The organism is Franzmannia pantelleriensis (assembly GCF_900102875.1).
Taxonomy (GTDB): Bacteria; Pseudomonadota; Gammaproteobacteria; order Pseudomonadales; family Halomonadaceae; genus Franzmannia; species Franzmannia pantelleriensis.
On the sequence record NZ_FNGH01000006.1, the window covers coordinates 61153 to 74752 of the forward strand.

Genomic DNA, 13600 nt, shown 5'->3' on the forward strand with positions numbered 1-13600 from the left:
GCCTTTCAAGGCCGCCAAGAAAAAAAATTTACGTTTATCAGCCACTCAGCGGCGAGCGTCGTCGCGGCTGATGAAATCGCCTTCGATAGGGCCCTGAGTGCTGCCGGTATCGCCGTTCCGATGTGGCTGCCAATCGTCGCTCGGGCGCTGTCCCGCGGCCTGGTGCCAGTCATCGGGACGCGGTCCCGGCTGCTGCTGAAAGCTGAAGCCGCGAGCCTTGACGCCGACCCGCCCGAAGGCCCGACCAAGCAGCTGGCGGGTGCCGGGAATCAGGCACATGAATCCCAGCGCATCGGAGACGAAACCGGGGGCCACCAGCAGGGCGCCGCCGAAGATCAAGGCCGCGCCGGTGATCAGTTCCGCGGAGGGGAGTTCTCCCTGTGCGAAGCGCTGTTGGGCGCGCTGTAGAGTGGCAACGCCCTGGCGCCGTACCAGATGTAGCCCGATGAAGCCGGTGGCGAGTACCAGCAACAGGGTGGTGAGCAGACCGATCTGGCTGCCCACCGAAAACAGGATGACGAAATCGAGCAGGGCGAAGAGGGTAAAGAGCAACAGGAAGGGCATGATGACTCCTGGTGTAGTTTGATCCTGATATGGAGGTGGCACAGGCGTTTTCAAGTCGAGTGGCAGCTTGGCCGATAACCGGGGGAGGCGGCGTCGTTTGCGGGCCTTCGCCGATGGTTGGCTGGGCGAAGTCGGCGACTCGTGCTAGGGTACTTTATGTTGCGATGCACAACGGCATCGGTCACCTCGGGCCGGGCATGACGAGTGGCGGCGCGAGCGCGCATTTAGCGAGAGGGTCAGGCGCACTGGCCCCATCAGGAGATATCCATCATGCAGTGGAACGATTCGGTAGTGGCGATTACCGGCGGGGCGCGAGGACTTGGCCTGGCCATGGCCGCGGTACTGGGGCGCAAGGGCGCACGGATCGCCTTGCTCGATCTCGAACGCGAGGCACTCGACAATGCGGCCAACGCGCTGCTTGATCAGGGCGTGCAGGCGACCGGCTTCGTGGTCGACGTGGCCGACGAAACCTCAGTGCGCCAAGCCTTTGCCGATATTGCCGCACAGTTGGGCCCGGTCAGCGGGCTGGTCAATAACGCCGGTATCACCCGCGACGGCCTGCTGGTCAAGGCTCGCGACGGCAAGGTGGAAAGTACCCTGTCGCTGGAGCAGTGGCGCCAGGTGATCGATGTCAACCTGACCGGGGTGTTCCTGTGTGGTCGTGAGGCGGCCAGTCAGATGGTCGAGGCCGGTCAAGGCGGGGTCATCGTCAACATCTCGAGCATTTCCCGCGCCGGCAACATGGGCCAGAGCAACTACTCGGCGGCCAAGGCCGGGGTCGCCTCGTTGACCGTCACCTGGGCCAAGGAGCTGGCGCGTCACGGTATTCGCGTCGGTGCCGTGGCGCCGGGGTTCATCGAGACCGAGATGACCTCAGCCATCCGGCCTGACGTGCTGGAGAAGATCACCAAGGGGGTTCCGCTAGGGAGCCTGGGGCAGCCGGAAGATATCGCCGAGAGCGTCGCGTTCATCTTCGATAACGCTTACTTCACAGGGCGGGTGATCGAGTGCGATGGCGGCTTGCGGATCTAGCCTGATGTTTGCCATCAAGAAGCCGGGCGCCCCAGATAGGGCCGCCCGGTGAGCTCAGCAGGGTGGGAGGGAGAAAGTCGAGCTCCAAGGCCGGACACACCGGTTAGGTCTTCGCGGTACCTGTCAGAAGCTGACCTGGTCGCGGAAACCGTCTATCGTAGTGGCGCCGATGCCGCTGACTCGGGTCATGTCATCAGCGCTCTCGAAGGGGCCGTTGGCTTCACGCTCTTCCACGATCGCCTGGGCGCGGGTTTCCCCGATGCCCGGCAACTCTTGCAGCAATTCCGCGTCGGCGGTGTTGACGTCGATGGGGGCCATGTCCTGAGCCAGGGCGGGTAGGGCAAACGTCAGCAGCAGGCTGAACGCGAGTGCCTTGAAGAGTCCTTGCATGTCGTACTCCTTCTACAGGTATCGAGTGGGTCGTCGCCGCCGGGCGATGATTCTGCCTGGGCCCTGCGTGCTCCTTAACCATAGGCGGGGGTGAGGACGTTGTGGTGTGAGTCATTTCGCCATTTCCTGTAAGACTTATATAACACGTGATGACAGCCATGGCTTACCCGCGATAGCTCCCATTGGGCTGATATACTGAGGCCATATTCATCAGCCCGGCCGGAGCCCTACTCGAGCATGTCGACTTCCTCTCCTTTGATCATCGCCCTGGACTACGCCTCCCTCGACGCTGCCCTGTGCATGGCCGATCGCCTCGATCCACGTCGCTGCCGGGTCAAGGTGGGCAAGGAGCTGTTTACCCGCAGCGGCCCCGATGTTCTGGATGCCTTGCACGGCCGTGGTTTCGAGGTGTTCCTGGATCTCAAGTTCCACGACATTCCCAACACCGTGGCCGGCGCCGTCGAGGCTGCCGCCCAGCAAGGCGTGTGGATGGTCAATGTCCACGCCGGCGGTGGGCGGCGGATGATGGAGGCCGCGCGTGAGCGGCTCGAGGCGGGGCGGCTGGAAACGCACTTGATCGCGGTGACGGTGTTGACCAGCATGGCCGCCGCCGACCTGTTGGAGGTAGGTATCACGGCCAGTCCTGCCGAGCATGTCGAGCGGCTGGCGCAGTTGACCCACGCTAGCGGCTTGCACGGCGTGGTGTGCTCTGCCCAGGAGGCCGAGCGGCTACGTACGCTGTGCGGCGAGGACTTTCTCAAGGTCACCCCAGGCATTCGCCCGGCCAGCGCCGAGGCTGGCGATCAGCGCCGTGTCATGACCCCGCGAGCGGCGATGACAGCGGGTAGTACGCACCTGGTGGTGGGGCGTCCGGTGACCCAGGCCGAAGACCCGATGGCGGCGCTAGCGGCCATCGAGGCGGAATTGGCGGCCAACTGACGACAGTGGCTACTCGCCGCGCAGGCCGGTAATCGGCCGGGTGGTGCCCCAACTGCGGCAGCTGGGGCACTGCCAGTGCAGTTGGCGGCCATCGAAACCGCAGCGTTGGCAGCGGTAGTGGGGGCTGACGTCGAGCAGCGACTGGGTGTGCTGCTTGAGCAGCGCCATCGGCTCGCTCTCGGCGAGTCCGGGCTGGTGGCGGTAGAGATCGACCAGGTAGTCGATACCGCGCAGGTTGGGCGTCTGCTGCAGCTGCTGGCTGACGAAGTCGGCGGCAGCCTGGCTGCCTTCGCGCTGCTGCAGGCACTCGGCGAGCATGATGATGGTGCTGGTCGACCGGGTGGTCTCGACCAGCACCTGCAGCGCTTGCTCGAGGCCAGCGGGGTCGTCTCGCCGCAGATAGGCATCGCGCAGGGGGGGCAGTATCAGGGCGGTGAAGTCGGGGTCCTGGTCGGGAATCCGCTTGAGCAGCTTGATTTCGGTCTTGTAGTGGCCGGTGTCATGCTCCATGCGTGACAGCATCCACGTGGCGCGCACACAGGTCGGGTCGGTTTTCAGCGCCTGCTTGAGTCGCTTGCGCGCGCGTGACGGGCTCGCCGAGTCCAGTTCCTGCTGGGCCAGTTCGCACCACCAGTGCGCAGCGGCCCGTCGCAGGCCTTGATCTTCGCGAATCAGCGGCTGGGCTACGTCGAGGGCCGCCTGCCACTCCTTTTCACGCTCCAACAGGTCGGCCAGCAGGCGCTTGGCGTGGCGCCGGGTCTCGTCGAGATGGGCGTCGTGAATCAGGCCCTGCAGTAATTTTTCGGCGCGATCGAGCAGGCCGAGGTGAAAGAAATCGCGGGCTAGCTCGAGCTGTACGCTGTCGCCCTGATGGGCACTGAGGGTCGGGCGGGCCAGCAGGTTCTGGTGGATCTTGACAGCACGATCGGCCTCGCCGCGGGAGCGGAACAGGTTGCCCAGGGCGATGTGGGTTTCGATGGTATCGCTATTGACTTCAAGGGCCGCAACGAAGGTCTCGATGGCGCGGTCGGGCTGCTCATTGAGCAAGTAGTTGAGGCCCAGGAAATAGTCACGCGTCAGTGACGGCTGCGGCGAGGCGTCGTTGGGAGGGCGCTGGCGGCGGCCCAGCCACCAGCCGATGGCGACCGCTGCCAACACCAGTGCCAGCAGCATCGGGTCGAGCATTTAGGGCAGTTCCTTAAGCTCCTGAACGCGCAGGCGGTCGAGTTCCTTGCGCTGCTGCTGATTGTGGCGTTGGGCGCGCGTCAGCAGGGCGCGCAGACGCAGGTAGACGCCGCTCATCGCCAGCATGCCGAGCAGTACCCCGCAGGCCAGTGCGCCGAGTAGCCATACGGAGAGCGACGCGGCGGGAAGCTCGAGCCAGATCAGGTTGAGCGGCATGGCCTGCTGGTTGTTGACGGCAAACAGGATGCCGACCAGCAGCACGGCCAGCAGGATTATTGCCAGGATCACGCCTTTTAGCCAACGCATGGTGATGGATTCCTTCAGTCGTTCAATAAAGCCGGAGCGAGGCGTCAGTAACCGAGGGCACGGCTGGCGTTGACCTGCTCACGAAGTTCCTTGCCAGGTTTGAAGTGTGGCACGAACTTGCCGTCCAGTTCGACCGGATCGCCGGTCTTGGGATTACGCCCTACCCGCGGTTCGCGGTAGTGCAGGGAGAAGCTGCCGAAACCGCGAATCTCGACGCGCCCGCCGTCAGCTAGGGCGTCGGTGATATCGTCGAGAATCAGGCGCACGGCCGCTTCGACTTCCTTGATCGACAGCTCGGGCTGCCGCATTGCAATCTGCTCGATGAGTTCGGACTTGGTCATTGCTCGTCTCCAATGCGGTCTACGCCATATCCGGCTTGTTGTTTGTCTTCAGCATACTGCGCAAACCGTGATAAAACAACGCACTAGACTGCGACCATTCGCTACCTGTCGGCACTATCGTGTGCCGCAGGTGGCGCTCGGGTATACTGCGTCTACATCCACACAGAGTTTCGAGGTTCCCTTGAGCGAACAAGCGTCTGCCGAAGAGATCACCCGCAAGCGCCTATATTGGCACTCCCGGCGTGGCATGTGGGAGCTCGATCTGCTGTTGATCCCGTTTCTCGAGCATCGCTACGACGGCCTCGATGTCGCCGACCAGGCGGCTTATCAGGCGCTGATCACCGAAGAGGATCAGGACCTGTTCGTATGGTTGATGCGCCGCGAGTGGCCCACTGAGCCGTCGAAACGGCGTATCGTGCAGATGATCGTCGAGTATGCCGAAACCACCGGTAACGATCAGTATCGCACCCTCTAGACTGGCATTGGCTGCTCAGACAGGCCTGGCACTGGCAGTCAGTGGCGTGTTGGGCTGGGTTGCAGCGCCGTGGCTAGCCGCCGCGGCGCTGCTGTGTATGGCGATGGTGATCGGTCACTGGTGGACGATGCAGCGGACCTGGTCGCTGCGCCACGCAAGCGGCGAGGGCGGCTGGCAAATCGCCGGGGCTGGTGGTGAGTGGCGCGGGACAAGGGTTGCCGTGGTCTATCTCGGGCCGTGGCTGATCGGGCTCAGGCTTGATCAGCGGCCGGTGTGGCTGTGGCCCGATAGTGCCACGCCCGCAGCGCGGCGCGAGCTGCGCCGCTGCCTGTTGGCCGGCCAGCGCGCCGTCTAGCGCGTGCTGAGATCGTCGAGCGTCAACCGCGAAGCAAGCGCCAGTGGCGCCTGGAAGGGGCAGTCGCGGTTGAAGTTCAGGCCACGTGACTCGCGCCGCTGGCGGGCCGCCATGACGCTGAGGCGAGCCAGTCTCAGGGCGTGCTGAAGACGCGCCAGGGGCACGCTGACAGAGTGCTGGCGGGCATCGTGGCGCACTTCGTGTTCGAGCGCGGCGAGCGCCTGCTCGGCATTGGCGAGCCCGGCGTCGCTGCGCACGATACCCACTTGGCGGCTCATGACCCGGCGTAGCGTCGCAAAGCGCTCGGCGACCCATTCGGGGCTATCAGTCGTCGCGGCTTGCTGTTCCCACGCGCCTTGTATCGCGGTTGTTGTCGGCTGGCTGCCTTCGGATGAGGCGCCGTCGAGCAGGTGCTGTGCGGCAGCACGGGCGAACACCAGGCACTCGAGCAGTGAGTTGCTGGCCATGCGGTTGGCGCCGTGCAGACCGGTGCAGGCACTTTCGCCGATGGCGTAGAGGTGCGGTACGCTGCTGGCGCCATGCAGGTCGGTGGCGATGCCGCCGCAGCTGTAGTGGGCGGCCGGCACCACGGGGATTGGCGCCTGGGTAATGTCGATGCCCCGCGACAGGCAGTGGGCATGGATGGTGGGGAACTGGCGGCGAATGTCGTCGGCGGGCAAGTGACTGATGTCCAGCCAAAGGTGCTGGCCTCCTTCGCGCTGCATCTCGGCATCGATGGCACGCGCCACGATATCTCGTGGCGCCAGTTCGCCGCGCGGGTCGAGCGACGGCATGAAACGCTCACCGGCGAGATTTTTCAACACGCCCCCTTCGCCACGCAGCGCCTCGCTAATCAGAAACGGGGCGCCCCCCGGGTCGTACAGGCAGGTGGGGTGGAACTGCTGGAACTCCAGGTTCATCAGCTCGGCGCCCAGTTCGGCGGCCATCAGCATGCCCTCGCCGCAAGCGGGTTGAGGGCTGGTGGTATGCTGGTAGAGCCCGCTGGCACCACCGCTGGCGAGTACGGTGTCACGGGCCGGCAGCGTCAGCGGCTTGCCGCTGGCGGTCAGGCAGTGGGCGCCGCAACAGCGACCGTGGCTGTCGCTGGCCAGGCGTACCGCGGTCAGGTCGTCGCGCAGGGTAATGGCGGGATGGCGGGCCGCTTGGGCCAGCAGAGTGTCGATCAGGGCGCGGCCAGTGGCGTCGTCGGCGTGGATGACGCGACGTACCCCATGGCCGCCTTCGCGGGTCAGGTGATAGGGGTAAGGCGCGTCGGGGCTGGTGTCCGGCGTGAAGGGCATGCCCAGTTCGAGCAGCCAGTCGATGGCGGCAGGGCCGTGAGTGACGGTGAAGCGCACCGCTGCAGCATCACATAGACCATCACCGGCGGTCAGGGTGTCGGCGATGTGGGCCTCGATATCGTCCTGGGGCGATAGCACTGCCGCGATTCCGCCCTGGGCCCACTGGCTGGCACCCTGATGGTCATGTAGCGGGCGCAGCAGGGTAACCTGGCGATGCTCGGCCACGCTGAGGGCCAGGGTGAGGCCGGCCACGCCGCCGCCAATGATCAGTACGTCACGCATAGGGGCTTCCTTGTCGGACGCGTGGCCGTGCGCCAGACATCAGGCAGCGGCACTCGCATATGTCGAAGCAGCATAAGGCGTTGGGTGAGCGGGGCAAAGCAGAGGTTGGCTAGGCAATGGTGCCCGGAGCCGGGCTCGAACCGGCACGGTGTTGCCACCGAGAGATTTTAAGTCTCTTGCGTCTACCAATTTCGCCATCCGGGCGGGGTTCGAGCGGGGAGATAGTGAGTCACTCAAAGATGGAGGCTGGAGTCGGAATCGAACCGGCGTACACGGAGTTGCAGTCCGCTGCATAACCACTCTGCCATCCAGCCTCACACGTCAGGACCAGAAAAATCTGGAGCGGGAAACGAGATCCGATCGGACCGGCGCACCGGGTCGCGACCTTGTTCGCTTCTGACTTGTCCCATGTTGAATCATGGAGCGGGAAACGAGATTCGAACTCGCGACCCCAACCTTGGCAAGGTTGTGCTCTACCACTGAGCTATTCCCGCCTGACTCGAGTGCGTATTCTACGGATAACACGCTACTTGTCAATCGTTTATTGCTTGCTGCGGGGCGGCACGGCCCCGCCGGATTACATCGCGCGGCTCAGGTGTGGCCAGGCGGCACGCAGGTACTGGATCATCGACCAAAGCGTCAGGCTGGCGGCGACAAACAGCGTGAACACGCCGAGATTGGCGACCAGCGAGCCGGGTGAGAAGCCCAGTAGCAGGAAGATCGACACCATCTGCAGGGTCGTCTTGTACTTGCCGATCCAGGAGACCGCCACCGTGCCGCGCTTGCCCATCTCCGCCATCCACTCGCGCAGCGCCGAGATCACGATCTCGCGACCAATGATGACCAGGGCCGGCAGGGTCAGCCACACCACGTCGTAGCGCTCGATCAGCAGCGCCAGGGCCACCGCGACCATCAGCTTGTCGGCGACCGGGTCGAGGAAAGCGCCGAACGGGGTGCTCTGATCCCAGCGTCGTGCCAGGTAGCCATCCAGCCAGTCGGTGATTGACGCAACCGCGAAAAGTCCTGCGGCCAGCGGCATGCTCCAACTGAAGGGCAGGTAGAACACCACCACCAGCAGCGGAATGAAGGCGATACGCGCTAGTGTCAGGATATTGGGTATATTCATTGGGGCGTCGCAGGTCCTGGCGGGTGGACGGAAGGCCCTATCTTAGCGGTCTTGGCATGATTCATCCATGCGCTCAGCCATGTAACGCCTGATGAATAGCGCCAGCCAGGCTGTCGCTGATCCCGGGCACCTTGGCGAGATCCTGGCGGCTGGCCTTGCGTACCCCATGCAGGCCGCCGAAATAGCGCAGCAGCTCACGGCGGCGTTTGGGACCCACGCCGGGAATGTCCTGCAGGGTCGAGGTGCGGCGTGCCTTGTCGCGTCGCGTGCGGTGGCCGGTGATGGCAAAGCGGTGCGACTCGTCGCGTATATGCTGAATCAGATGCAGTGCCGGGGAGGCGCCGTCCAGCGCCAGGCTGCGCTCCACGGTTTCGATGAACAGTGTTTCGAGGCCCGCCTTGCGGGTGGTGCCCTTGGCGACCCCGAGCAGTCGAACGTCGGTGACGCCGAGTTCCTCGAAGACCTCGCGGGCCATGTTCAGCTGGCCCTTGCCACCATCCACGACCAGCACGTCGGGGCGTTTGCCCTCGCCGTCCTGCAGGCGTTTGAAGCGTCGCGTCAGCGCCTGGCGCATCGCGGCATAGTCGTCGCCGGCTGCCACTCCCTCGATATTGAAGCGTCGGTAGTCCGACTTGACTGGGCCCTGGTGGTCGAACACCACGCAGGAGGCCACCGTGGCCTCGCCGTGGCTGTGGCTGATATCGAAACACTCCAGGCGCTGTGGGGTGTCGGGCATCTCCAGCGCGTCGCGCAGCGCCGCGAAGCGCTTGGCCAGTTGCTGCTGGTTGGCGAGCTGGCTGGCCAGCTGCTGCTCGGCGTTGGTGCGGGCCAGCTGGAGCCACTGGGCGCGATGGCCACGCACCTGATGGGTCAGGCGAACGCGCTTGCCAGCGTGGGTGGACAGGGCGTCCTGCAGCAGGTCGCTGTCGGGCAGCGGATGGGTGGTGATGACCTCGCTGGGCACCTCGCGGCTCTGTCCCAGGTAGAGCTGGCTGACGAAGTCGCCGAGCAGTGCCTCGCTGCTCAGGTCGAGGCCATTGCTGGGCGCGTGGTGGTTGGCGCCTAGCATGCGGCCCTGGCGGACGCTGAGCACCGACACGCATAGCGCGCCGGGGCGCTCGGCGAGCGCGATGATATCGGCGTCGCCGCCTTCAGTGTCGACGAACTGGCGAGCCTGGAGTTGGCGAAGATGCTGGATCTGGTCGCGCAGGCGGGCAGCTTCCTCGAAGGCCAGCGCCTGGCTGGCATGTTCCATGGCGGCGGTCAGCTCATCGGTCACTTGCTCGCTCTTGCCCTCCAGGCACATCACCGCGTGCTCGAGATCGCGGCGGTAGTCGTCCTCGCTGATGTAATCGACGCAGGGCGCGCTGCAGCGCTGGATCTGGTACTGCAGGCAGGGGCGGGTGCGATGGGCGAAGACGCTGTCCTCGCAGTTGCGGATGCGGAATATCTTCTGCATCAGCGACAGGCTCTCACGCACTGCGCCGCTGCTGGGATAGGGGCCCAGGTAGCGGCCGTCATCGCGGCGTGCCCGTGCTCGCTTGTACTCCAGCGCCGGGTAGGGGTGACGGTCGCTGACGAACACGAAGGGATAGGACTTGTCGTCGCGCAGCAGGATGTTGTAGGGCGGGCGCAGCTCCTTGATCAGGGTCTGCTCGAGCAGCAGCGCCTCGGTTTCGGTACGCGTAATGGTGACCTGGACGTCGGCGATCCGGCTCACCAGTGCCTGGGTCTTGGCATTCAGGGTGCCGCGGAAATAGCTGGCCAGGCGCGACTTTAGGCGCTTGGCCTTGCCGACATAGAGGGTCTCGCCCTGAGCGTCGAGCATGCGATAGACGCCGGGGGCGGCGCTGACCGAGGCGAGAAAGTGCTTGGAATCAAAACTCATGGGGAATCACTGGCCGTCACTGCGGCCAGCATAACAGATCGCTGTACTTCGCTCAGGCCTCTTCGCTGCTGCGGTAGCCGTCGACCAGGCCGTGTCGCAGGCCCAGGTGGGTCAGCTCGACATCGGAGTGCACGCCGAGTTTCTCGAAGATCCGGTAGCGGTAGGTGTTGACCGTCTTGGGGCTCAGGTAGAGCCGGTCTGAGATCTCGCTGACCTTTTGACAGTTGACGATCATCATCGCCACCTGCAGCTCGCGGTGAGAGAGATTGTCGAAGGGGTTGTCGCTGGCCTCCATCTTGGTGAGCACCAGGCGCTGGGCGATATCGGGGCTGATGTAGCGCTGGCCGGAGAAAACATTGCGGATTGCCAGCACCATGTCATCGAGCTCGGCCCCCTTGCTGATGAAGCCGCTGGCACCGGCGTCAAGCAGGCGCTGGGCAAAGGTCTCCTCGAGAAAGGCGGTCAATACCAGTACGTGGATATCGGCCATGCCCTTGGCAATCTTGCGCGTGGCCTCGAGGCCACCGATCCCTGGCATGCGTATATCCATGAGCACGATGTCGGGGCGAAGCTGGCGCGCCATGCTGATGGCCTCTTCGCCGTCGATGGCTTCGCCAATCACGGCAATACCGTCTTCGCCGTCGAGTAACCGGGCTATGCTGGTGCGCACCAAGTGGTGATCGTCTGCGACGAGGACCTTGATCAAGTCAGCTCCCGTATCTATCCGAGTGGTCGGCGGCGTGCGAGCGATTCGCCCGGCCAAGCTTAGCTTTAATTAGCATGCCGATCCATAGCGTTATCGTTACTGGCGATGGTGCTATCGTAACTCGCGATGGCAAGCCGCCGTGAGGTGTCGCTTGACGCCATCCAACCCGTTGTATAATATGCGCTTCGTCTTGTCAGGAGAGATCCATTACAAGGCTTGAAGGCGCATATTGATTGCCTATGTGGGGCCTTAGCTCAGCTGGGAGAGCGCAACACTGGCAGTGTTGAGGTCAGCGGTTCGATCCCGCTAGGCTCCACCACATAATTCCCGAATCAGCCGCTTGTCGTACTGCGATAAGCGGCTTTTTCGTGTTTTGAATAATTGTCGCGGCAGGCAGCGTGGTGGTTGCCGCGCCCCCGCTTGCAGCGGGGGCGGCGCCGCTCAGTGTTCTACACGGCCCAGCAGCAAGAACTCCAGCAGGGCCTTCTGGGCGTGCAGGCGGTTACCGGCCTCCTGCCAGACCACGGCGCGCGGGTCGTCGAGCAGCGTCGCGCTGATCTCTTCGCCGCGATGCGCCGGCAGGCAGTGCAGGAACAGTACGTCCTTGGCGGCGCGGTCGAGCATCGCCTCGCTGACCTGAAAGCCTGAGAAATCGGCCTCGCGCTTGGCCTGTTCCTCTTCCTGCCCCATAGAGGCCCACACGTCGGTGGTGATCAGGTCGGCGTCCTGAGCCGCCTGCTGCGGGTCACGCAGAATGCTGACTCGCTCACCGGCCGCGTCGAGAATGTCCTGGCGGGGCTCGTAGCCCTCGGGGCAGCACACCCGCAGTTGGAAGTCGAACTGGCGTGCGGCATTGATCCACGAGTGGCACATGTTGTTGCCGTCACCGATCCACACCGCGGTCTTGCCGCGAACCTGGCCGCGCAGTTCGGTCCAGGTCATGACGTCGGCGAGCAGCTGGCAGGGGTGGTAGTCGTCGGTAAGGGCGTTGATCACCGGCACTTCGCTGGCGGCCGCAAAGGCTTCCAGTCCCTGATGGGAAAAGGTACGGATCATGACCGCATCAACCATCTCCGAGAGTACCCGTGCGGTGTCCTCTATCGGTTCGCCGCGTCCGAGTTGGGTATCCCGCGAGGAGAGAAACAGCGCATGACCGCCGAATTGGGCCATGGCGGTTTCGAAGGAGACGCGAGTGCGGGTCGAGGACTTCTCGAAGATCATCGCCAGGGTGCGGTTGGAGAATGGCGTATAGGTCGGGCCGTGGGTCTTGAGGCCGTTCTTGATGGTGATCGCACGGCGAATCAGGTAGCTCAGTTCGTCGCTCGAGAAATCCAGCAGGGTCAGGAAATGGCGAGTCGCCATGATGTCGCTCCGCGAGAAAAAACAATCATCCTAGCCATCCCTCCGCTGCGGCGCAATGCGCGCTCCCCAGCATCCAGCGGCAGGGGTGTTTTCGATGCGCACTGATCAGTAGAATGGTCGGAACGCCAAGCCAACCGAACAGGATTGCTCATGAGCACTACCGTAGAGAACATTCAGCAGCAGATCAGTGAAAATCCGATTCTCATCTACATGAAGGGCACCCCGCAGCTGCCGCAGTGTGGCTTCTCCGCCCAGACCGTGCAGGCGCTGATGGCCTGCGGCGAGCGTTTCGCCTTCGTCAACGTGCTCGACAATCCCGATATTCGCGCCGAGCTGCCCAAAGTGGCCAACTGGCCGACCTTCCCGCAGCTGTGGCTGAACGGTGAGTTGGTGGGCGGCTGCGATATCGTGGTCGAGATGTACCAGAACGGCGAGCTCGAGAAGTTGGTCAAGGATGCCGCCGCCAAGCAGCAGGACGACGCGTAACCCGCACCGAGCTGCAAGCGCCCAGCGCCAAGCTGCTGGGTGACGGGCAACTGGTGCAGTGAGAGCAAACATCAGCCCCGCTGGAATGATTCCAGCGGGGCTTTTGGCTTGGTGCCAGCTTTCACGGTGGTGTTATCATGTGGCGTTCGGCGCTAGTCCTCCTCCATCCCCTGTTCGCGCTGAGCAAGATGCCAGCCGCCAAGGTCCTTGTAGCGGTTGACCATGGCGCAGAACAGCTCGGCGGTGCGCTCGGTGTCGTAGCGTGCCGAGTGCGCCGATGAGTTGTCGAACTCGATGCCGGCGGCACGGCAGGCGCGGGCCAGTACCGTCTGGCCGTAGACGAGGCCTGCCAGTGAGGCGGTGTCGAAGCTCGAGAAGGGGTGGAAGGGGTTGCGCTTGATACCGCAGCGGGCCACGGCAGCGTTGAGGAAGCCGTGGTCGAAGGCGGCATTATGGCCGACCAGCACCGCACGGGTGCAGCCGTTGGCCTTGATGGCCTTGCGCACCGGGCGAAAGATCTCACCCAGTGCTTCCGCTTCGCTTAGGGCCACCTTCTGGCGCAGCGGATCGTCTAGCTTGATGCCGGTAAAATCCAGCGCCGACTGCTCGACGTTGGCGCCCTCGAAAGGGGCGATATGAAAGGCATAGGTGGCGTCGGGCGCGAGTACGCCATCCGCATCCATGGACAGTGTGACCGCGGCAATCTCGAGGATTGCATCTCCCTGGGCGTTGAAGCCGCCGGTTTCGAGGTCCACCACTACAGGCAGGAAACTGCGAAAACGCTTAGCCATCAGATCGCAGGCGATTGCCTCGCTCATGCACCTCTCCACTACCGATTAACAAATTCCCTGGCGGTCACCCG

16 protein-coding genes and 4 tRNA genes are annotated in these 13600 nt (G+C 63.9%); 6 read left to right on the forward strand and 14 right to left on the reverse strand.

The window, feature by feature from the left end; genetic code table 11:
- Window positions 1-45: 45 nt before the first annotated feature.
- On the reverse strand, window positions 46-564 hold the full coding sequence (locus tag BLT16_RS08755) for an FxsA family protein (protein WP_089658162.1): 519 nt from the start codon (window positions 562-564) through the stop codon (window positions 46-48).
- 270 nt (window positions 565-834) lie between these two features.
- Here BLT16_RS08755 and BLT16_RS08760 point away from each other — a divergent pair, with 270 nt between their 5' ends.
- Entirely contained in the window at window positions 835-1596 is a 762-nt protein-coding gene (locus BLT16_RS08760; protein ID WP_089658163.1) for an SDR family oxidoreductase, read from the forward strand.
- Between the two features lie 123 nt (window positions 1597-1719).
- Here BLT16_RS08760 and BLT16_RS08765 read toward each other — a convergent pair whose 3' ends face one another.
- Window positions 1720-1986, reverse strand: a complete 267-nt coding sequence (locus BLT16_RS08765) for a ComEA family DNA-binding protein (protein ID WP_089658164.1) — start codon at window positions 1984-1986, stop codon at window positions 1720-1722.
- Window positions 1987-2223: 237 nt separating this feature from the next.
- On the opposite strand from BLT16_RS08765, the gene pyrF reads away from it, so the two are divergent.
- The gene (gene pyrF / locus BLT16_RS08770; RefSeq protein WP_089658165.1) at window positions 2224-2925 is read left to right on the forward strand and encodes an orotidine-5'-phosphate decarboxylase; all 702 of its coding nucleotides are present in this window, start codon (window positions 2224-2226) and stop codon (window positions 2923-2925) included.
- Window positions 2926-2934: 9 nt separating this feature from the next.
- On the opposite strand, the gene lapB is transcribed toward pyrF, so the two are convergent.
- From lapB to BLT16_RS08785, 3 genes are read right to left on the reverse strand one after another with little or no spacing between them, the layout of a single operon-like run.
- Entirely contained in the window at window positions 2935-4110 is a 1176-nt protein-coding gene (gene lapB, locus BLT16_RS08775; RefSeq protein WP_089658166.1) for a lipopolysaccharide assembly protein LapB, read from the reverse strand.
- The gene (locus tag BLT16_RS08780; RefSeq protein WP_089658167.1) at window positions 4111-4416 is read right to left on the reverse strand and encodes a lipopolysaccharide assembly protein LapA domain-containing protein; all 306 of its coding nucleotides are present in this window, start codon (window positions 4414-4416) and stop codon (window positions 4111-4113) included.
- 44 nt (window positions 4417-4460) lie between these two features.
- Entirely contained in the window at window positions 4461-4787 is a 327-nt protein-coding gene (locus tag BLT16_RS08785; protein ID WP_163504325.1) for an integration host factor subunit beta, read from the reverse strand.
- Between the two features lie 151 nt (window positions 4788-4938).
- Here BLT16_RS08785 and BLT16_RS21020 point away from each other — a divergent pair, with 151 nt between their 5' ends.
- Both BLT16_RS21020 and BLT16_RS08795 read left to right on the forward strand, forming a co-directional pair.
- Window positions 4939-5232, forward strand: coding sequence for an FAD assembly factor SdhE (locus BLT16_RS21020; protein WP_281243301.1), 294 nt, complete (start codon window positions 4939-4941; stop codon window positions 5230-5232).
- A gap of 7 nt (window positions 5233-5239) precedes the next feature.
- A complete protein-coding gene (locus BLT16_RS08795; protein ID WP_089658169.1) occupies window positions 5240-5587 on the forward strand; it encodes a hypothetical protein in 348 nt (115 codons plus the stop codon).
- Here BLT16_RS08795 and nadB read toward each other — a convergent pair.
- The 7 genes from nadB to uvrY all read right to left on the reverse strand — a co-directional run bounded on the left by nadB (window position 5584) and on the right by uvrY (window position 10890).
- Window positions 5584-7170, reverse strand: a complete 1587-nt coding sequence (nadB, locus tag BLT16_RS08800; protein WP_089658170.1) for an L-aspartate oxidase — start codon at window positions 7168-7170, stop codon at window positions 5584-5586. The two genes, BLT16_RS08795 and nadB, sit on opposite strands and share 4 nt — an antisense overlap.
- Window positions 7171-7287: 117 nt before the next feature.
- A tRNA-Leu gene (locus BLT16_RS08805) sits at window positions 7288-7374 on the reverse strand.
- Between the two features lie 36 nt (window positions 7375-7410).
- Window positions 7411-7484 (reverse strand) — tRNA-Cys (locus BLT16_RS08810).
- A gap of 105 nt (window positions 7485-7589) precedes the next feature.
- A tRNA-Gly gene (locus BLT16_RS08815) sits at window positions 7590-7664 on the reverse strand.
- An 83-nt stretch (window positions 7665-7747) separates the two neighbouring features.
- Window positions 7748-8296 carry a CDP-diacylglycerol--glycerol-3-phosphate 3-phosphatidyltransferase gene (gene pgsA, locus BLT16_RS08820; RefSeq protein WP_089658171.1) on the reverse strand — a complete coding sequence of 183 codons (549 nt, stop codon included), beginning with the start codon at window positions 8294-8296 and terminating at the stop codon, window positions 7748-7750.
- Between the two features lie 73 nt (window positions 8297-8369).
- A complete protein-coding gene (gene uvrC / locus BLT16_RS08825) occupies window positions 8370-10184 on the reverse strand; it encodes an excinuclease ABC subunit UvrC (RefSeq protein WP_089658172.1) in 1815 nt (604 codons plus the stop codon).
- A 52-nt stretch (window positions 10185-10236) separates the two neighbouring features.
- Window positions 10237-10890, reverse strand: coding sequence for a UvrY/SirA/GacA family response regulator transcription factor (gene uvrY, locus BLT16_RS08830; RefSeq protein WP_089658173.1), 654 nt, complete (start codon window positions 10888-10890; stop codon window positions 10237-10239).
- 243 nt (window positions 10891-11133) lie between these two features.
- Between uvrY and BLT16_RS08835 the strand changes: the two genes are divergently transcribed.
- Window positions 11134-11209 (forward strand) — tRNA-Ala (locus BLT16_RS08835).
- A gap of 122 nt (window positions 11210-11331) precedes the next feature.
- On the opposite strand, the gene argF is transcribed toward BLT16_RS08835, so the two are convergent.
- Window positions 11332-12252 (reverse strand): ornithine carbamoyltransferase, encoded by a 921-nt coding sequence (gene argF / locus BLT16_RS08840; RefSeq protein WP_089658174.1) that lies wholly within the window; start codon window positions 12250-12252, stop codon window positions 11332-11334.
- A 150-nt stretch (window positions 12253-12402) separates the two neighbouring features.
- Here argF and grxD point away from each other — a divergent pair, with 150 nt between their 5' ends.
- A complete protein-coding gene (gene grxD / locus BLT16_RS08845) occupies window positions 12403-12738 on the forward strand; it encodes a Grx4 family monothiol glutaredoxin (protein WP_089658175.1) in 336 nt (111 codons plus the stop codon).
- A 152-nt stretch (window positions 12739-12890) separates the two neighbouring features.
- On the opposite strand, the gene rnt is transcribed toward grxD, so the two are convergent.
- Window positions 12891-13556, reverse strand: a complete 666-nt coding sequence (rnt, locus tag BLT16_RS08850; RefSeq protein WP_089658176.1) for a ribonuclease T — start codon at window positions 13554-13556, stop codon at window positions 12891-12893.
- Between the last annotated feature and the right edge of the window lie 44 nt (window positions 13557-13600).